The sequence below is a fragment of the Streptomyces sp. NPDC001315 genome, from assembly GCF_042896175.1.
Lineage (GTDB): Bacteria > Actinomycetota > Actinomycetes > Streptomycetales > Streptomycetaceae > Streptomyces.
Genome location: NZ_JBIAWZ010000011.1, coordinates 99,642 through 118,879, shown reverse-complemented (window position 1 = coordinate 118,879; position 19,238 = coordinate 99,642). Strand labels below are relative to the sequence as shown.

The following is a 19,238-nucleotide window of genomic DNA, read 5'->3' as shown; positions in this document are numbered from 1 at the left end:
GCGCAAGGCATTCAGCGGCTGAAGGTGCTCGTCCGCCCGGTACCCACGACCGGAGTCTGCAGCGCAGGGCACAATCAGCGGTGCGTCGCGGATGGACAATGCCATCCTCGTCATCCGTGTGATCGACAGGCCGATGGCTGGGGCCCGCGGAGACGCGCGAAAGCTGCGACGTGCCGCCCGGTGGGTGCGAGGGTGTAGGTGACGATGGTCAGCCCGGGGTCGGCGGGAACTTCAAGAGCGTCGTAGTCGAGGTCGAGGTCGCCGACGTCCGGGTGGTGGAAGCGCTGCCGGCCGCTGCGGTAGTACTCGACGTCGTGGGCGTCCCACCGCTGGGCGAACTCGTCGCTGTAGGTGACGAGTTCGTCGATGAGGTCGGCGAGGTCGGTGTCGGCGGGGCTACGGGCGGCCTCGGTGCGCAGGCTGCCTACCGCGTCGTGGGCGATGCCCTCCCAGTCGCGGTAGAAGCGTCGGGCCCGGGGGTCACGGAAGACGAAGCGGGCCAGGTTGGGCGGCTGCTCGTCGCTGTCGAGGGCCTCTGCGTACAGGGCGCGGGCGAGAGCGTTGGTGGCGAGGATGTCCAGGTGGGCGTTGCGGACGAAGGCGGCAGCCCCGGTCATGGCGTCGAGGATCTGCTGGAGGCTGGGCCGTACATGGCTGGCGCCGCCGTCCCGGTCGAGGACGCGGTGGGGGTTGTTGGCGGCGCGGACCAGCGCGGCCAGGTGGGCGCGTTCGACGTCGTCCAGGCGCAGGGCGCCTGCGAGGGCGTCGAGGATGTCCTCGGAGACGCCTCCGACGTTGCCGCGTTCGATGCGGGTGTAGTACTCGACGCTGATGGCGGCGAGCTGGGCGACCTCTGAACGTCGCAGCCCGGAGACCTGCCGCCGCCCCCCGAAGTCGGGCAGGCCGGCCTCCTTGGGGGTGATGCGGGCACGGCGGCTGGTGAGGAAGGTGCGGATGTCTTCGCGGACGGTGTCGGCTGGCACCGTTCAAGCGTAGGCCGGTGTCGTCCGCGGGGGTCCCTGCCAGTACCCCTCCCAACAAGGACTCCCAGGTCAGAGGCGGTGGGTGCTTCTGTGGATGGGTGACCGGACCGTCTGGCCCGGCGCGTTTCACCCACCGGAAGGATCACGCCCCGCCATGACCGTCACCGCTTCCTCGCGCCGCTCACCGGCGGTCGGCACAGCTGACAGCAGCCGGCACGCCACGGCGACGCTGGCCGCCGCTGTGCTCGGGTTCTTCGTGATCACCCTGGACGCGACGATCGTGAATGTCGCCCTGCCCTCGATCCGTGACGCGCTCGGCGGCGGGATCACCGGCCTGCAGTGGGTGGTCGACGGCTACACGCTGATGTTCGCAGCCCTGCTGCTGTCCGCGGGTGCCCTGTCGGACCGGATCGGTGCGCGTAAGGCGTTCGCCGGTGGCCTGGTCCTGTTCGTGGTCGCCTCGCTGGCGTGCGGGCTGGCCCCGTCGCTGCCGGTCCTCATCGCCGCCCGGGTGGTGCAGGGCGTTGGCGCGGCTGTGACCATGCCGACCTCGATGGCTCTGGTCCGTCACGCCTTCCCCGATCCGGTCCGCCGGGCCCGTGCGGTGGGGATCTGGGCGATGGGCGGTGCCGTGGCCGCCGCCGCGGGCCCGGTGCTGGGCGGTGTGCTGAGCCTGGCCTCCTGGCGGATGATCTTCTTCATCAACCTGCCGGTCGGCCTGCTGACTCTGGCACTGCTCGCCCGCAGCCCACAGTCCCCGACGCGTCCGGCGCCGTTCGACTGGATCGGGCAGATCACCGGCATCCTCGCGATGGGCGGGCTGACCTTCGGCGCGATCGAGGCCGGCGAGGCCGGGTTCAGCGCACCGAAGGTGCTGATCTCGCTGGGCATCGCGGCCGTCGCGCTCGCCGCGTTCGTGCTGGTACAGGCCAAAGTGGCGCACCCGATGGTGCCGCTGTCCCTGTTCCGCTCCACCACGGTGGTGATCGCAACCGGCATCGGCTTCGCGTTCATGGTCGGCTTCTACGGACTGCCGTTCGTGTTCAGCCTCGACTTCCAGCAGCAGCACGGACTGTCCGCGCTGGGAGCCGGGATCGCGTTTGTGCCGATGATGCTGCTGAGCGCCTGCCTGACCCCGTTCTCCTCACGGATCGCGGAACGTACCGGGCCCCGCGTACCGGTCATCACCGGGCTGGTGCTGATCGCGGCCGGATCGATCGCCCTGGCCGTACTGCCGGCCTCGGCACCGGTGTGGGCCAGCTCCCTGCTGCTGATCCCCGTCGGCCTGGGCGGGCCGCTGGTGATGCCACCGACCACCGCGGTGCTGCTTGAGCACGTGCCGGCCGATCAGACCGGCACCGCCAGCGGGGTGTTCAACACCAGCCGCCAGATCGGCGGCGCCCTGGCCGTGGCCGTCTTCGGCGCCATGGTCTCCGGCACGGCCGGCTTCCAGCACGGCCTGCGCATCAGCCTCACCCTGGCCGCCGCCGTCGCTCTGGCCGCGGCGCTGGCCGCCACCCGCATGGCCGCCACCCCGCATGCCACCTGACCCGGCCCACGCCGACAGCGGCACCGTCCGGCACAACCCGTAGCCCGCCGCCCCGCCACCACGGGACCCGACGAGAGGAGCCACCCATGTCCGACACCGAGTAGCCCTCGGGCGCAGCGAAGATGTTCGGCGACTTCGCCCCGCAACTGGTGCACTTCACCGACGACATCCTGTTCTGCGAGGTATGGGAGCGCCCCGGCCCCAACCCTCGCGACCGCTCGCTGATCACCGTGGCGAGCCTGGTCACCAGCGGCAGCACCGAGCAGCTGCGCCACCACCTGGCTCGCGCCAAGGACAACTGAGTCACCGAGGCACAGCTGATCGAGGCAATCACGCACCTCGCCTTCTGCACCGGCCGGCCCCGCGCCATGTCCGCCATGGCCGTCACCAAAGACCTCTTCACCAGCTGACCCACCCCACTCGCTCAAGGAGCCACCTGATGGAACTGCGCACGCGTCCCGCGACCCTCAAGCTGCCCGAGAAGTAGCGGTGCGGGCGTGCAGCCATCCCGAGCCAGCAGAAGCAGAAGGCGTTGAGCGGTTCCCGGCCCCAGAGCGGCGACTGCTCGACGGTGACGGGTTCTTCGTGACATTTCCGGGATTCAACCAGTGCACGTCAGTTACCCCTACCTGCAAACGGAGCAAGATCGGCTGACGAAGTACGGAGCGTGAGCTTCAGGAAGTGGTAGCAGGCAAGGGAGTCCGACCCGCAGGGCTGGCCCCCTCGTCGCGCATGGTCAGCCGGTCAGAGGCTGCCACCTGTCCTCCAGGGCGGGGGTCACATTGCTGAGCCACACCAGCGCCCCGCCGATCAGGCCGGGCTTGTCCTGGGTGGCCAAGGCCGGGGATTCGAGCATGTCGGCAGCCTCCTCCAAGTAGCTGACCAAGGTGTCGAATTCTTCGCCGGGGTGCTCGTTGTAACGGGACCAGCGGCCCAAGTAGCCGGTTGCGGCATCCAGATACAGGCCCGAGGTACTGTCAGCTGGGCCCAAGGCGACAACCGGAATTCGGGTTGCCTTCCACACGGTGATCCGCTCGTCCTCGGGGCGGTCCGCGTCGAGGGTGTCCTGGTGGGCCTGGGAATCCATCTTCAGCCGGTAGGTGGCGGCTACGGCGTCCAGGGGCACGAGGGCCTTGTTGCCCGGAAGGCATCCCCAGCCGTTGCCCCCGTCGTCGCCTGCGGTCAGCAGCCATAGGACGCGCAGCTCGACGGGTATCCGGATACCGAGGTCCTCTTCCAGCGCGGCGAGCGCGGCGGGGCTCGCACCGGCGCGGAGCGCAGCATAGGAGACCGGGGCGTTGTTCTGGAGCCAGCGGGTGATGCGATGCCAGGCATCGGCGACCTCCCGTACGGTGACCGCCGCGCCGGCAGCGTCGGGAGCGTCGTCTAGGTCTTGGGCCAGTTCCTGCTCGCGGTCCTGGTCATCGGCCTCGGTGGAGGGCTTGGTGGAGGGGACCGGTCGCAGGGAGCAGATCTCGATCCGGTCCGGCTCACGAATGTAGCCCACGGACAGGTTGGGGCAGTCTTCGAACATGTCGCTGTCGACGGTCACGGTGAGGACACCGTGCAGTCCTGAAGGCCGGCCCATGTCAGGGTCGTCGGCCAGCCGGCCGGCCAGGGCCTTCAGCGCGTAGGGAACGCTGCCCCCTAATCGGGCGGCGGTGTCGCGTACAAGCGGGTCGATCTCGACATTCACAGACTGGTGCTCCTCGCCGGCCGGATGAGAGGCATGCGGTGACCCTCACACAGTAGGCCGCCCGCATCGCCTTCCACTCCACGCCGATCTCGGACGCGGCGGCACCTTGATCCTTTCGGTTCCGTGCCCGAAGGTGGGGCGCAGCGGATCGGGACCGGCCCAGCAGCCCTTCTGTCTCGAGTTCAGCCCAGTCCGCAGCGATCAAGTGCAGCACGGACCTGGTTGAGCCCCTCCGCTCTCCAGTGGTTCCGGTCAGGCATTTGGTCGTTTCGGCGCCAGCGCCAGGCCGAGAACATCGCCCAGTTCAGGGCGCGGCACCGTTGAATCAGGTCGTGGTCAGCCCCCGCATAGTGCCTTCCCACTTCTTCGGGCGCATGGGCGAGGTCGAACTCGATCGGCCCACGGCAGCACGTGGCGAGGTCCACGAAAAGCGGCCCCTTCCTTGTGTTCAGGAGGTTGCCCGGATGCGGCTCGCCGTGCAACAGCTGGTCGCCGGCTTTGTCGATGCTGATCGCGGCGCTCAGACCACTGAGCGTGTCGCTGAGGAGTTCCCGGTCAGAATCGGGCAGCTCGGGGGACTGCTCCCGGTTGTTCACCTCTCTCAGTGCCACGGCGACTCGATCGGTGAAATGCGGTGCGTCCAGATCGATCTGGCGCAGGGCGGCATGGTGCCGCATGAGCGCGTCTGCGTAGTCGGCTGGCGCGATCTCTGATCCCACAGGTTCGTAGTAGGTCCAGAGCGAGATCGCGAAGGCGTCACGCACATGGACTCGGGGGCCGGCCCGAGGGTCGAGCTCAGCCACCGGAGCGTCGACGTCGGCGAGATGGTGAGCAACCTGTACTTCGAACTCGGAATCGGCCAGATGCCCTGAAGGTGCGACCCGAGCCAGAACATCGCAAGGAACCAGGCGCAGTGCGACGCGGTCCGAGTTGTGGATGACGACCACATCGTTGACCTGAAGGCCCACCTCCGAAGCGGTCACCCATCCTGCCTCAACTGCGCGGCGGAGTTCGGATGGCTCCATACGGTCCTCCTCATCGTTGAGTACACATACACGTCTGGGGGGAACTGAGCGGTTTGGTTACGGTTCTCCTAATGACGTGGCCGTGGGATTCCCAGGCCGGCGGGGACCCGGCGTGTGAGTCGTTCGGGATCTGCCTGCTCGGTCCGGAGGAAGGTGAGTGTCAAGTCGATTCCTTCGATTTCGCCGAGCCATTGCTCCTCCTGGGCCCTCTTACGCCTCAGCCAGAGATCCTTCTCCAACTCGGCGAGCCTGGGCAACATAATCGGAAGGCCGCCGTTGACGATCTCGGTCGCGAACAGTCGGCGGAAGTCGTGCGGCGTGAACTTGGTTCCGACGAATGCCGTGTTGATCTCGGCGTTTTCTTCGCAGCTGCGTGCAAGCACGTTGAGGACTGGGTCTGGGGCGATGACGTTGCGGACTGTCCCCAGCTGACGCTGGAACAGCAACGGCATGGGTTCTGACCAGAGTCTTTCGTGCGAGACGTAGTGGGTCACGAGGGGAATGGCCTGGCCGTTGCGGGTCGCCGAGGCCGACCGCGGTGAGCGGGACGACCGGCTGACCACCGCCGATCGCGAGGAAGCGAAGCAACTCCGCAAAGAGACTGCGGAGTTGAGGCGGGCGAACGAGATCCTGAAGGCGGCCGGCGTGTTTTGCCCAGGAGATCGACCGTCCCCGGACGAGGCCGAGCAAGTGATCGACCACCTGCGCGAGAAGGGTCTCGGGGTGTCGATCCCGCCTGCCGGGTGCTGGACCTGTCACCGTCCACCTGTTTTGCCCGCCAGACGCGGCCGAAGTCTGCGTGTCGGCTTCGCGATGAACAGCTCATGCCGCTGATCGAGGAGACCCACGCCGAGTACGGCGACACGTATAGCGCCTGATCCTGGGCAAGGACGCCGTCGCCCTGGGGCCCGGGGAACAGGTGCCGGCCGCCCGAGATCTCGTCGGACGGCCGAACAAGCAGGCCGGCAGGTTCTACAACACGGCTTGGCGCAGGACCGCGGCCCTGAGCACCTCCTCGCACCACTCGCGGAAGCCGGTGGGCGCAGACTCGGGAGTGCTCGGCTCGGCGGCACCGTAGATGTCCTGGCCGTTCAGGGCGTCCACCATGTCAGCCAGTCCCTGCGCCCAGGCCTCGCTCGCGCCAAGGCGCAAAGCCGACGCCTTGTAGTCGGCGCTGCTGGTCAACTGCACGCGCACGGGACAGTCCAGCGCCTCGGAGACGACCCGTGCCATGCCCTGCGGGGTCAGGTCGTCGGGTCCGACCAGCGGGACATCATGCTGCCCGGTCCAGGAGCCATCGAGCAGCAGCCGGGCCGCCGTGGCGGCGATGTCGCGGGTGGCGCAGGTGCGCAGCACGCGGTCCTCGGTCATCGCCAGGAAGAACACCCCGGCACCACGGATCGATGCGGTCTGGCCCAGCAGGTTCTCCATCAGGAACGGCGGGCACAGCGCCCGGTAGTGCACACCCGTAGCCATGATCGACTCGTCCATGGCAAGCGAGGCGGAGATCTGCCCGGCGTGCTTCGCCACCGTGCGGCCCAGGGTCGAGACGCTCACGACACGCTCCACGCCCTGGCCCTTGATCACCTCGCGCAGCGACTCGGTGAAGCCCTGGAAGTGGCCCTCCACACTGTCGGCCTGGGGTGCCGGGGGCACCAGCCAGAACAGGCGGTCGGCGCCCGCGCACGCCTCTGCCAGGACGGCGGGATCGGCGTGCGATCCCCGTACGACCTCGACGCGCTCGTGTACCCGGGAGGCGAGCCGAGCTGGGTCGCGGGCGATCACTCGGATCCCTACCGTGCTGCCCAGGGCGTTCAGGAGGTGGTCGAGGACCTGTCGGCCGATCTGGCCGGTGGGAGTGGTGACGACGATCATCATTAGCTCCAAGAGAGGTGCCTGGCTGGATGTCGTCGAGCCTGCTGCGTCGCGTGCCAGAGCTGAAGGACCGATCCGCTCACGCTTGTTACCCTGAGGGCAATTCCAGACGGAGCGGAGGTGGCGTACGTGGAATCCCGCCCGCTGCGCTACTTCGTCGCCGTCGCCGAGGAACTCAACTTCACCCGCGCGGCCGGACGGTTGGGTATCTCTGCGCCTCCCTTGTCCCGCGCGATCCGCCAGTTGGAGAAGGACATGGGCGTCGTGCTCTTCGAGCGGAGCACTCACACAGTGGCGCTCACCCCGGCGGGCGCGGTGCTGCTCGCGGAGGCGAGGATCGCCCTGGACGCCCTGCAGGCCGCCGAGCGGCGCGCTCAGCGTGCCGCGACGCCCGAGCCGAAGCTCATCCTGACCGTCAAGGCAGACGGGGACGCGGGCCTGTTGGAGCCGATCCTGGCGCGCTTTGCGTCCGATCCCGCGGCCGTACCGGTCGCCGTCCGGCTGTGCGGCTGGCACGAACAGCCGCGGCTGCTGCGCCGGGGGGAAGCCGACGCGGCCTTGGTCCATGAGCCCTTCGACCGTTCCGGCCTCGACTCGGAGACACTGATCGCGGAACCACGCGTCGCCGCGCTCGCTGCCACCCACGCGCTCGCCGCGCGCGACCACCTGGCCCTCGCCGATCTCGGGCTCCGCCCCGACGAGGTGAACCGGTTCATCGAGAAGAGCCGCAGCGAGGGCGGCGACCTCGCCCAACTGCTCACGCTCGTTGCACTCGGCGGTCCTACCCCCCTGCTGCCCGCCTCCGTGGCCGGTCGATACCCGCGCCCCGGCGTCGTCTACCGGTCGGTCCCGGACGCCCCGCCGTCAGTCCTGGCCATCGCCTGGCCGCAGCAGTCCCGCTCGACCGCCACGGCAGCACTCGTCCGCGTCTCGGCGTCCGTGGCCGACACCGTCCGGGAGTCGAAAGCGTCGTAGGGGGCCGCACCTCGGCGTGGACGCACGCCACGGAGGACCCCTTGCTCGTCAGCCACATGGCCTGTCCGGATTCCTCCGTCGCGGTGCGCCGTCGCCGGAAGCCGGCCTGATGCGAACGACAGGCCCTGGCGTCGACGGACCTCGGCAGGGCGCTGCCGGGAGCACCGGCACTCTCGCGGAGGCGTCTCCAGCGCGGACGCCGTGCGGGACACAGCAAAGGAGGTCTGTCGCCTCGGCTCAGGCGGCTGAAATCTTCAACATAAATGCCTGCGAGATCGCTGTGCATATTGTTAACAATCTTGTAGCGTGCTTCACGCCTTGGCCCCGAGGCATCAGCGAAGCACTTGGTGCTCAATGAGGGAGACCCCATGCAGTGGCTCTCGGCGTCCTCCGGACGCGATGCGCTCCACACCCCACTGGTATTCGGGAAGGACGCCCTGTGGCCCGCAAGCACCTCCTGAGAGGCATGGCGATCGCGGGCTCCCTCGCCCTGGCGGCCATCGCTGTCCCGGCCCCCTTCGCGGCGGCTTCCGGGGCAGTCCCGTCCCAAAGGCGCGGCCATGCCGCGGACCCGGAGGACGCCACGCTGGCCTTCGGCTCCGCCGCTTACACGACGATCACCGTCACCGTCGACGGCCAGCCGATGAACGTGCGCTGGTACAAGGAGATCTGCTACGTCGCGAAGCCGGTCGCAGCGGCGGCACAGCAGTCCGGCATCTTCGGAAGCACCACGATTTCCAACACCGCCTGCGGCTACCAGAGCATGAACGTGTTCGTCCCTGAGAGCGCCTTCGGCAACCAGCGGGCGCCGATCTACTTCGCGGTGAACAACGGTGGCTGGATGGCCAGTTACATCAAGGCGAGCGTGACCGGCGGCACGTCCTACAGCAGCTCGACGAGCAACGTCGGCGCCGCGCTGAAGGCCGGATACGTCTTCGTCGACGTCGCCAACCGGAGCCGCGGGCTGGTCGGCGCCGACGGCTCGTCCCCCGGCAAGGCCCCCGCGGCGGTGGTGGACGCCAAGGCCGCCGTCCGCTATCTGCGCCTGAACGACGCCACGATGCCCGGCAGCGCCGAGCGGATCGTCATCAACGGCACCAGCGGCGGCGGCGCGCTGGTGTCGATCCTGGGCGCGTCCGGCAACAGCAGTGAGTACGACCCCTACCTCGCCCGGATCGGCGCTGCCGGCATCGACGCGAACGGCCACAGCACCCTGCGCGACGACGTCTTCGCCGTCAACGCGTACTGCCCGATCACCGACCTCGGCAACGCCGACAAGGCCTACGAGTGGCTGTACAACATCCTCGGCACCCGCGACGACACCGGCGAGAACGCCTCCCCCGAGGACGCCGCCGCGATCGCGGCCCAGTTCCCGGCGTACGAGAAGAGCCTCGGGCTGCGCAACCCCGACGGCTCCCAGCTCACCTCCGCGAACCTGATCGACACCATCAAGCGGGAGGTCATCCGCTCCACGGAGACCTATATGCGAGCTGACGCCGCCCACACGATCCCGGCGATCGGCGGCACCTTCGACATCCAGTCCGGGGGCTTCGGAGGCACGCCGACGACCAAGTCGTACGTCAACGACTGGATCGACGTCGACAACGCCACCGACAAGGTGCGCTCGGTCGACATGAAGAAGTACCTCGCCTTCGTCGCCACCCAGGCCACGCTCAAAACGACGCCCGCCTTCGACGCCGTGGGCGTCAACGGGAACACCATCAGCGGCACCGAGACCAACCTCTTCGGTCCCCCGACCCAGAAGTACATGAACTACACCGAGTACAGCTGGGATCACAACGACGTCGCCGGCGACGGCAGCGGGATCGACGACACCGGCCTGACCTGGGATCAGTACACCGACAAGCGGAGCACCACCGTCGACGACCAGATCCACCTGATCAACCCCATGGACTTCATCGGCACCGGCGCCGACACCGCGCCGAACTGGTACGTCCGCAACGGCACCCGCGACCGGGACACCTCGTTCATCGTCTCGATCAACGTCGACCGGGCGCTCGAAGCGGACAAGCAGGTCAAGGACGTCGACTACGAACTCGCCTGGAACCAGCCGCACGCCGGCAACTACGACGTGCCCGAGGCCATGGCGTGGATCGCCAAGGTCCTCCGCAGGGCCGGAGACCCGCTCGCCTCCGGCCACCATGGATAGGCCGGCTGCTCACCGCGCAGGGCGGTCCACGACTTCGGGCCCCCTCCTCATGACGGGTTCGAGGAGTGAGGGCATACGGCGGTGAGCTGATCAAGCTGTGAGCGGTCTGGGCAGGCGCTCGGCCGGGTTTCTGCCGAGCGCCTTGCATACGGCTGAGAGCTGTCACCTCCACGCGCCTGATCGCAGGACCGGGGAGTCACGGCGTCAGCACCCACCGTCCACGCCGGCAAGGAAGGGGTGGCCGCCGTTGTCCCGTGCCATCGAATCCCGACGACCGCGAGACCGTGTATGCCAGTTCATCAGAAGCCGGGGGCGGAGCCGGTGAAGAACCACAAGGCGGCTGTGTACCACATCAGTGCGATGGCGGTGACCAGGGCGCCGCCGGCGGCCGGAAGCGCCCAACCGGGCAGTCGGCGGCTGTGTACCACCAAGACCTTGGCGACGAACGCGCCGTACAGGACGCAGCCCGTGATGGAGTGCACCGCGACTCGGCTGCTCGACAAGTCAACTCCGTACGCCGTGACGCAGTGGTAGGAGATGGGCAGCGAGAGCAGAAAGGCAAGGAGGCCGATGAGCCGGTGTGTGGGGTGCACCCGGTGCGGCGCGGCCCCCGCTCCCGGTAGGCGCCGGTAGATCCACAGCCCGAGCAGCAGTTGGACGACCGCGAGTGCCATCAGAGCGCTACCCAGGCGCGCCTTGAGATCGTAGACGCCGAGGCCGTGCTGCCCGAACAGGCCGCTGGTGTAGTCGGGTGTGTGCGTGCGGCCGAACGCGTACACCCCCACCGCGACCGCGATCGGCAGCAATGCCGCCAAAAAGCCCGCCACCGTTCGTGCGGGACGCCGCATCCGAGCGTCCGTGTGCCCGGTCATCAGTCCCCAATCAATCGGGTTCGACCTTGCTGCCGGGCGCGTTTACGACGTACCACTGTGGCACTGGACGCGCTGGTTTTCTCGCCGTTGGTGTCACCGGCCGTCGTGGCACCGGTGAAACAGTGCAGAAGGTGCCCGGTGTAGGTCACTTGAGTGATGCCGTTGGAGCGTTTCGAGGTGCTGATCAGGTTGCTCCTGGCAAACGGGGCCGCCTTGGGCGTGCCGGAGGTGAGCGGCGGCGGCCAGGCAAACGCGCATGCTCCGCCACCGGTCGGCGTAGTCGACATCGTCCGGCTGAGACAGCCGCTTGCAGCAGCAAGCGGCATGGCGGAAACCGCCGGCACTGCCAGCGCGGCCATTCCTTTCACGAGCGCTCCATGGTGTCGGACGGCGCATCCAGGCAGCTGCGGGAAGTGACCCCAGCGGACCTGTTCTCCCAGTTGGCCCCGGGTGCTCGGGTCCTGTCCACTCCGAGTGGTCCGCCTGGGCGTATCGGCGAGTTCACCCGGCGACCCTCACGGGCCGCCGGGTGAACTTGCCACGGCGTCATCTCGTCATGCCGCGTCACTGCGCGGCGCCTCGCCCTGCGATCCCCGCCGCCCGGACCACCGTCTGCGTGACGGAGTTCCCGCGGTCGTCCTCCGCCCGCACGCGCAGCGTGACGTACTGGGCCGAGTCAGGTGCCTTCAGGACCGTGCTGACCTTTCCGGCGCCACGGCTGGTGAGGCAGGCCGTGGTCCAGGTGGCACCGTCGTCGTAGGACAGTTCCACCTTCCGCGTGTGCAGTGCGGTGTGCGGGCCGCCCGTCAGGTGGAGCGGGGTGACCAGCAATGTCGCGCCGGGGGCCGTCTTGCCGTCGGCGTCGGTGGGCAGGGCGTAGTCCAGTTGCACCAGCGGGAGTTGGTCCGTCTGCGTGCCGCGCGGGGCGGCCGAGGCGAACGTCCACTCCGTTCTCGTGGAAGTCGAGTACGGAAACTCGGTCGTGGCGTCCCGGCTCGCCGAGAACACCAGCCGGTAGCCGCCCTTGGAGGCGGGCACGGCCGCCGACAGATAGCTGGAGCCGGTGGCCAGCAGGGTGCCGTCCCGGTACAGCTCGGTCGTGCCGGTGCTGTGGTCGCTGCCGAACGGGGCGGAGTTGGCGTGGTTGCCGCCGGAGTCGCCCCAGGCCGGGATGCTGACCTCGATCCGGTCGCCGGTGCGCTCGGGCGCCTGGACGCTGCTGTTGAGGCGCGGCCGGATCACCGGGCCGAACCAGTTCACGTGCGTTGTCCTGGCCGCCGGGTACCGGACCGGGCCGGACGTGCTGTACGCCAGCGGGAACAGCAGCGTCTCCTCGGACCAGGAGAAGCTGTCGTCGGTGGTGACGTAGTCGGTGCGGTGGGCGCCCGCCGTGCTCAGCCGGCCGATCTCCACGTTGTACGCCGTCCACGGGTGGACGTCGTAGCGGTACTCGTAGACCTCACGGCCGCCCGGGTTAGTGAAGTTCTCTTCCACGCGGGCGAGTTGGCGCTCCTTGGGGGCGTAGGTGAGGTCGGCGGGGATGCGTCCCTTCCAGGTGTGGACCAGGTCGTACAAGTAGTCGGTGTCGGGGCGGGAGGCCGCGGTCAGGGGCACGCTGCCCGCACTGCTCGCGTCCACCTTGGAGATGAGCTGCTCGCCCTCGGTGCGGGACAGGCCGACGACCTCGATGGTCGACTTGATGATCGGTTCACGCAGACGTCCGTCGAGGTCGTTGACGAACAGCAGCAGCTTCACGCCCGCCGCCTGCGCGGCCCTGATCTGATGGTCCGAGCTGTCCTCGTCGCTGGAGTCCCAGCGCACCACGGCGGCCTTGCCCGCGGCGTCGACGCCCTTGTAGTCGGCCGCCAGACCGTCGCCGGGGTGGATGAGGTCGAGGCCGTATTCGCCCTCGGGCAGCTTGGTGGAGCCGGGCATGATCCACAGGTCGTCGAAGTCCTGCGCGCCGGCCGTGACGGTCAGCAGCGGCTCCTGGTCGCGCCAGCGGACCGTCAGGTACTGCTCCCCGTCGTCGGCGGGCGCCGCGGGCGCCGTCCACAGGCTGTCGTAGCCGTCGCCGACCAGGACGCTGTCGGTCACCGAACTGCCGTCGCCGAACGCGCGGTGGTAGTCGAGGCGGGTGGCGAAGGTCTCCGTCTTCTTCGGCGTCACCGCGGTGACCTGGCGCAGCTTGGTGCCGTCGAGCAGCAGGTCGGTGTCGCCGGTGATCTCCACCTGCGGCAGCACCAGCCGCGCGTAGCCGGCCGACGCCGGGCCGTGGGTGCCCTCGACCCGGAAGTCTGCGTAGACGGTGTAGGTGCCGGGCGGCAGGAGTTCCTCGGTACCGCCGTTGCCGTACGGGTAGTCGCCCGCGTACTCGTCGCCCTTGCGGTAGAAGGTGAGGGCGCCGTCGGTGAGTTCGCCCGAGCGTCCGGTGACCTTGGTCCTGACGTGGAAGAGCCGCTGGCGGGTGCTGACGCCGAGCAGGGTGCGGGTGCGCACGCTGCCGCCGGCGGTCGCGGTCAGCCGGCCGGTCCAGCGCTGCGCCTCGCCGGCCTTGGTGAGGTCGGTGGTGACGGTGACGCTCGCGGTGCCGTGCGCGGGGACGTCGAGCCGGTCCTGGGAGACGGTGAAGACACCGGCCGGGACGCCGGGCGCGTCCACCGCCAGGTCGACGGTGACGGCCTGGTCGCCGGTGTTGGTCCAGGTGACGTTCTTGTCGACGGTGCCCTCGTCCTCGCCGGGCGAGTGGATCCCGGCGTCCGCCTTCGCCGTGGCGGTGAGGGTGGCGGTGGCCGCGGCGGCGGCGTCGACCCGGCCGTTGCCGCCGTCGTCAACGCCGATGTCCGGCGTCGGGTGCACCGTGCTGACCAGGGCGTCCTTGATCTGGCTGCCCGTCCAGTCCGGGTGCGCGGCGGCCACCAGGGCGGCGGCGCCGGCCACGTGCGGGGTGGCCATGGAGGTGCCGCTCATGGAGAGATAGGACCCGGATCCCTCGGCCGCGTACTGGGATCGGGCGGCCAGGATGCCGACGCCGGGTGCGGTGATCTCCGGCTTGAGTGCGTCGTCGCCGTAGCGCGGGCCGCGGCTGGAGAACTCCGCGATGGCGTCCGTGGAGTCGACGGCGCCGACGGTCAGGGCCGCGTCGGCGGTGCCGGGCGAGCGGACGGTCTGCGCGAACGGGCCGTCGTTGCCGGCGGCGATGGTGAACAGGGCGCCGGTCTCCGCGCTCAGCTCGTCCACGGCCTGGGCGAGTACGGTCTCGCCGTCGGCGTTCCTGCTCTCGCCGAGGCTCATGCTGATGACCCGGGCGTGCTCGTCACGCGCCGCCCATTCCATGCCGGCCAGGATCCAGGAGTCGTATCCGTAGCCCTCGTCGCTGAGGACCTTGCCGATGTGCAGGTCGACGCCGGGCGCGACGCCCTTCTCCTTGCCGTCGGAAGCGGCGCCGCTGCCCGCGATGGTGGAGGCGACATGGGTGCCGTGGCCGTGGCGGTCGGTGATGTCCTCGCCGGGGACGAAGCTGTCGCTGTCCTCGACGGCGTCCTTCAGATCGGGGTGGTCCGGGTCGTAGCCGGTGTCGAGGACGGCCACGTCCACGCCTTCGCCGGTGTTGCCGCCGGACCAGACCTCGGGGGCGCCGATCTGGGCGACCGAGTCGCTGAGCGTGGCCTCGGCCCTGCCGTCGAGCCACACCTTGGCGACGCCGCCCGTGAACTCGGCGGTGGGGTCAGCGGCGGCGGCGCCCGCCCCGGCGGAGTCCGGGTCGGTGCCGGTCAGCCCGGACCACAGGGCGCCGGTGTCGTCGCGGTCCGCGGCGAGCGCGACGCCGTTGACGCTGGTGAGCGGGCGTATGCCGGTGACGTCGCCGGGCAGCGCGTCGGCCCGGCGGCCGAGGGTGGCCGCGCCCGCCTTCTTGCCCTCGTAGGTGACGATCAGCGGGAGCCGGTCGAGGTGGGCGTCGTCGTAGCCGTCGGCCACCAGCCGGGTGACGTTGAACAGCTGCTTGTCCAGGGTGCCGGCGGCCAGGTAGGCGCGGGCCGAGTCGGGATAGACGTAGGTGTCACCGCCCACGGTCATGACGCGTGCGCCGGTGGTCTCCCCGTCGGGGCCGCGCACGGCGATGTTGTCGGGGGCGCCATCCGCGCCGGGGGTGACGGTGACCTCGTCTCCGGTCACCAGGGTCACCATGGACGGGGTGGCCCCGGACGGTCCGGCAACGTTGTCGGAGAGCGCGAGGGATGTCGCGCCTGGGGTGGTCTGAGTGTCGGCGGACGCGGCCAGTTGCGGGGTCGCCGCGGTGACCAGGAGGGCGGCCGCCGATACAAGCAGGCGCCGTCTTCTGCCGGGGGAATAGTGTGTCAACGGATTCCCTTGACTCGGAGGATTGTGCGGGCCCACGGACATATGCGTCCCGGGGGGCTGGGCTCGCGGCGGGCGCCGCAGGAAGGGGCATCGGGTTGTCGACTTGCCTACCGGTGTTGCCAGTGGCGCTTGTGGGAGCAGGCGCCCCGCGAGGGCCGGGACCGGCGCTGTCGGGGCGCCTGCTCCCGCGGTCCCGCCGCCGGCCGGCTGGGCCGGCGGCGGGACCGCCGTTCCTCGTGAGGACCGGCCGGTTCCCCGGCGCGGAAGCGGCCGGTCCCCTGCCGCGAGGGCTATCTCACCGTGAACTGCCCGGTGAGCGGCCCGAGTCGCAGGCTGTAGGTGCCGGCGGGATCGCGGCGCACGGTGAAGCTCACCAGGGCGTCCCGGTCCTCGCCGACCGTGACGGAGCGCTGTTGCTCGGGCTCCCCCGCGACCGTCAGTTCGGCCTCGTACGTCCCCTTCACCTCGCCGACGTTCTTGACGTGTGCCGTCACCCGGACCGGTGCTCCGGGCCGCGCCTGGGACGGGGTCACCGTCAGGTCGCTCAGCGCGAAGAGCGCTTCGGGGCCGGGAGCCAGGTCGTGGACGAAGATGTCCGAGTGACCGTTGCTGTCCTGGGCCACGAGGTTGGCCGAGGTGCTCTCGAAGGCGACGGTGCGGCCGTCGCCGCTGAGGGACGGGAGCTCCGAGAGGCCGTCGCCCTCGGTGTCCTCCGGACCGCCCGAGATCCGGGTCGTGGTGCCGGCGGTCCGGTCGCGCACGAAGACGTCCGGCCGGCCGTTGGTGTCGCCCGCGCTGAGGTTGGCCGCGTAGCTGTAGAAGGCGACCTTCGTGCCGTCCTCGCTGAGAGAGGGCGCGAAGGCCCAGTCGTCGGCCGTCTCACCGCTGCCGGTGACGGAGACCTGCTCGTTCTCTCCCGTCTTCAGATCGCTGACGTAGAGCTGCCAGCCGTGGGTGAAGGCGACCACCTGTCCGTTGCCGCTGATGCTCGGTCCGGTGTTCTCGCCCTCGGGACCGACCAGGGTGGTGGTGCCCGCCACCCGGTCGCGGACGAAGACGTCGATGGCGCCGTCGGTGTCGCCGGGCACCAGGTCGCCCGCCGAGCTCTGGAAGGCGATGTACCGGCCGTCCGAACTGATCGACGGCTCACGGGAGTTGCCGCTCGCCGGGGCGCCGTCCGGGGTCTGCGAGACGAGGACCGTCTCGCCGGTCTGCCGGTCGTGCAGGAAGACGTCGGTGGACTTGTTGGTGTCGCCGGGCACCAGGTTGTCGGCGTCGCTGATGAAGGTGGCGTAGCGTCCGTCGCCACTGAGGGAGGGCGCCGACGACAGGCCGTTGGCGAGGGTGCCGTCGGAGGCCACCGACACCATTTCCGTGGTGCCGGTCGACCGGTCGTGGACGAAGGCGTCCGTCTGCCCGTTGGTGTCGCCGGACACCAGGTTGCCGGCACCGCTGTTGAACCCGACGTAGCGTCCGTCGCCGCTCAGGGACGGGCTCAGCGAGAAGTCGTCACCCTGGGTGCCGTCGGAGGCGACCGACACCCTTTCGACGGTCCCCGCCTCCCGGTCGGAGACGAAGATGTCGAGCGTGCCGTTGGTGTCGCCGGGCACGAGGTTGGTGGCCGGGCTCGCGAAGGCGACGACCTGGCCGTCGTCGTTCACGTCGGGCCACCAGGCGTCGCTGTCGAGTTGGCCGCCCTGGGCCGTGAGGGAGACGCGGTCGGTGGCGGAGGGGCGTGGCAGCTCCAGGTCGGCGTTCCTGACGTCAACGGTCCGGCCGCCCACGGTCACGGTCAGCGGCGTGGACCGGGAGATGCCGGCTGCGGTGGCCCGGACGCCGTAGGTGCCGACGGGCACGTCGTGGATGGTGTAGCGGCCGTTGCGGTCCGTCACGGCGGTCAGCTCGTCGGGGACGTCCAGGACCGCGACGGTCGTACCGGGCACCGTCGATTCGGTGGGCTCGTAGGTCACCGTGCCGCTGATGGTGCCCCAACGGGTTCGGGTCAGGCCCGGATCCACGTCGATGTAGCGATCGGCGACGACCTGCTGCCGGATCGTGGTGGTCACGTATCCGAAGCGGGACAGCTTCAGTTCGTGCGTGCCGGGTGCGAGCCGGATCGAGAAGTGGCCCTGTGCGTCGGTGGTCACCGCACGACCGGTGTCGGTGCGGGTCACCGTGACGCCCGCGAGCGGCTTGCCGGACTTTCCGTCGGTGACCGTGCCCCGCACGCCGCTGCGCAGGGACGCCTCCGCCACCGCCGCGTAGGCGTCGATACGGCCGTATCCGTGGCGGGAATTGGGGCGCGCGCCGTAGCGGTCGTCGAAGAAGGAGGTGCCGGTGAGGATGGACAGGGCCTCCTCGGGGGAGAGGTCCGGATCGGCCTGGAGCATCAGGGCGACGGTGCCGGAGACATGCGGGGTGGCCATCGAGGTGCCGTCGAGGAGGCCGTATCCGCCGCCGGGCAGCGCCGACAGGACATCGACGCCGGGCGCGGAGACGTTCGGCACGACCCAGCTGTCGGGCCAGTCGGCGGGCGGGGCGTTCCAGCTGCTCTTCTCGACGACCTCGCCGCAGGAGAACTCGGGGACGTTGTCGTCCTCGTCGGTGGCGCCGACCGACACGGCGTCGTAGACGTTGCCCGGGCTTGCCGAGCCGTTGACGCACTCGTTGCCGATGGCGAAGGACGGGAAGGCGCCGGCGCGCAGGATGTTGCGGGTGGGCTCGATGAACTCGTCGGCGTAGCCCTCGGCTCCGAGCGACATGCTGACGACGTCCGCGGGCTGCCCGGCGGGGGTGCCGTCGGCCGCGTACGGGGCGACGGCCCACTGCATGCCGGCGAGCACCTGCGCCAGGCTGCCGCTGCCGTTGGGGATGACGACCGCGCCCATCAGGTCGACGTCGGGGGCGACACCGATCTGGGTGCCGGAGGCGGCGCCGCCGGCGATGGTGCCCGCGACATGGGTGCCGTGGTAGCGGGTGTCGTGCGGTACGGAGTGCGGTACGGGCTTTCCGTCCTCGTCGAACTCGATCCAGCCGCCGGGGTGGGTCGGGTCGTCGGGGTCCTCGCCGGTCAGCTTGCCCGCCAGGTCGGGGTGGCTCGCGTCGATGCCGGTGTCGAGCACGGCGACGCGGACACCGTCACCGGTGATGTTCCGCTCGCTGTGCACCTTGTCGGCGCCGATCCTGGCCAGGCCCCAGGTGGTCGGCTGCTCGGTGGCGGCCGCGACGGCCGAGGCGCTCGTATCCACGGTCTCGGCGGGCGGCGCCTGGACGGTGAAGTTGGGGATGATGTGGTCGACGTAGGCGAGCCCCGCGAGCCGGCCGAGGGTGTCGGGCGTGGCCTTGACCAGCACCATGTTCTTCAGCCAGAACGTGTTGAGCACCTGGTCGTCCTGAGCCTCGACGAGGTCCACGACCGGCTCCTGCACCGACTCGGCGGCGTCGGTCAGCTCGTCGCGCACCTCGGCCGGGGTGCCACCGGGGTCCGGGGCCGCGGTGGTCTGGCGGAGGACGACGGCCGCTTCGACGCGTCCGTCGCCGCGTGCCTCGGCGGCGTTCATCCGCTTCAGCAGGCTGGGGTCGATCTTCGCTTCGGCGGCCGCCGGCAGGGACGGGTCAGTGGGGTCGGGGGTGCCCTGCGCCATTGCAGGGGTGGCTGTCAGCACGGTGGCGCATATGCCCAGGGCGGTCAACATCCGTCTGTAACGGTGTTGCCCGCGCGTCGAACGGGC

14 protein-coding genes are annotated in these 19,238 nt (G+C 69.9%); 5 read left to right on the top strand and 9 right to left on the bottom strand.

Annotated elements, in window-relative coordinates; translation table 11 throughout:
* Positions 1 to 110 precede the first annotated feature (110 nt).
* Positions 111 to 983 carry a helix-turn-helix transcriptional regulator gene (locus ACFY16_RS27310; RefSeq protein WP_390649831.1) on the bottom strand — a complete coding sequence of 291 codons (873 nt, stop codon included), beginning with the start codon at positions 981 to 983 and terminating at the stop codon, positions 111 to 113.
* Between the two features lie 154 nt (positions 984 to 1,137).
* On the opposite strand from ACFY16_RS27310, the gene ACFY16_RS27305 reads away from it, so the two are divergent.
* Both ACFY16_RS27305 and ACFY16_RS27300 read left to right on the top strand, forming a co-directional pair.
* Positions 1,138 to 2,532, top strand: coding sequence for an MFS transporter (locus ACFY16_RS27305; protein ID WP_390649830.1), 1,395 nt, complete (start codon positions 1,138 to 1,140; stop codon positions 2,530 to 2,532).
* A gap of 122 nt (positions 2,533 to 2,654) precedes the next feature.
* Positions 2,655 to 2,834, top strand: a complete 180-nt coding sequence (locus ACFY16_RS27300) for a carboxymuconolactone decarboxylase family protein (protein WP_390649829.1) — start codon at positions 2,655 to 2,657, stop codon at positions 2,832 to 2,834.
* 434 nt (positions 2,835 to 3,268) lie between these two features.
* Here ACFY16_RS27300 and ACFY16_RS27295 read toward each other — a convergent pair whose 3' ends face one another.
* The 3 genes from ACFY16_RS27295 to ACFY16_RS27285 all read right to left on the bottom strand — a co-directional run bounded on the left by ACFY16_RS27295 (position 3,269) and on the right by ACFY16_RS27285 (position 5,747).
* Positions 3,269 to 4,228, bottom strand: a complete 960-nt coding sequence (locus ACFY16_RS27295; protein ID WP_390649828.1) for a hypothetical protein — start codon at positions 4,226 to 4,228, stop codon at positions 3,269 to 3,271.
* Between the two features lie 182 nt (positions 4,229 to 4,410).
* Positions 4,411 to 5,253 (bottom strand): phosphotransferase, encoded by an 843-nt coding sequence (locus ACFY16_RS27290; protein ID WP_390649827.1) that lies wholly within the window; start codon positions 5,251 to 5,253, stop codon positions 4,411 to 4,413.
* Between the two features lie 68 nt (positions 5,254 to 5,321).
* Entirely contained in the window at positions 5,322 to 5,747 is a 426-nt protein-coding gene (locus tag ACFY16_RS27285; RefSeq protein WP_390649826.1) for a hypothetical protein, read from the bottom strand.
* A 19-nt stretch (positions 5,748 to 5,766) separates the two neighbouring features.
* Between ACFY16_RS27285 and ACFY16_RS27280 the strand changes: the two genes are divergently transcribed.
* A complete protein-coding gene (locus ACFY16_RS27280; RefSeq protein ID WP_390649825.1) occupies positions 5,767 to 6,087 on the top strand; it encodes a hypothetical protein in 321 nt (106 codons plus the stop codon).
* 138 nt (positions 6,088 to 6,225) lie between these two features.
* On the opposite strand, the gene ACFY16_RS27275 is transcribed toward ACFY16_RS27280, so the two are convergent.
* Positions 6,226 to 7,128 (bottom strand): NAD(P)H-binding protein, encoded by a 903-nt coding sequence (locus ACFY16_RS27275; protein ID WP_390649934.1) that lies wholly within the window; start codon positions 7,126 to 7,128, stop codon positions 6,226 to 6,228.
* A 129-nt stretch (positions 7,129 to 7,257) separates the two neighbouring features.
* Between ACFY16_RS27275 and ACFY16_RS27270 the strand changes: the two genes are divergently transcribed.
* The gene (locus ACFY16_RS27270) at positions 7,258 to 8,103 is read left to right on the top strand and encodes a LysR family transcriptional regulator (RefSeq protein WP_390649933.1); all 846 of its coding nucleotides are present in this window, start codon (positions 7,258 to 7,260) and stop codon (positions 8,101 to 8,103) included.
* A 439-nt stretch (positions 8,104 to 8,542) separates the two neighbouring features.
* Complete coding sequence (locus tag ACFY16_RS27265) at positions 8,543 to 10,273, top strand: subtype B tannase (protein WP_390649824.1); 1,731 nt, start codon at positions 8,543 to 8,545, stop codon at positions 10,271 to 10,273.
* 299 nt (positions 10,274 to 10,572) lie between these two features.
* Here the strand turns inward: ACFY16_RS27265 and ACFY16_RS27260 are convergent, their stop codons facing one another.
* From ACFY16_RS27260 to ACFY16_RS27245, 4 genes are all read right to left on the bottom strand, one after another.
* Positions 10,573 to 11,121, bottom strand: coding sequence for a DUF6529 family protein (locus tag ACFY16_RS27260; RefSeq protein ID WP_390649823.1), 549 nt, complete (start codon positions 11,119 to 11,121; stop codon positions 10,573 to 10,575).
* Positions 11,122 to 11,144: 23 nt separating this feature from the next.
* On the bottom strand, positions 11,145 to 11,513 hold the full coding sequence (locus ACFY16_RS27255; protein ID WP_390649822.1) for a hypothetical protein: 369 nt from the start codon (positions 11,511 to 11,513) through the stop codon (positions 11,145 to 11,147).
* A 196-nt stretch (positions 11,514 to 11,709) separates the two neighbouring features.
* On the bottom strand, positions 11,710 to 15,507 hold the full coding sequence (locus ACFY16_RS27250; protein WP_390649821.1) for a S8 family serine peptidase: 3,798 nt from the start codon (positions 15,505 to 15,507) through the stop codon (positions 11,710 to 11,712).
* A 290-nt stretch (positions 15,508 to 15,797) separates the two neighbouring features.
* Entirely contained in the window at positions 15,798 to 19,202 is a 3,405-nt protein-coding gene (locus ACFY16_RS27245) for a S8 family serine peptidase (protein ID WP_390649820.1), read from the bottom strand.
* Positions 19,203 to 19,238 lie beyond the last annotated feature (36 nt).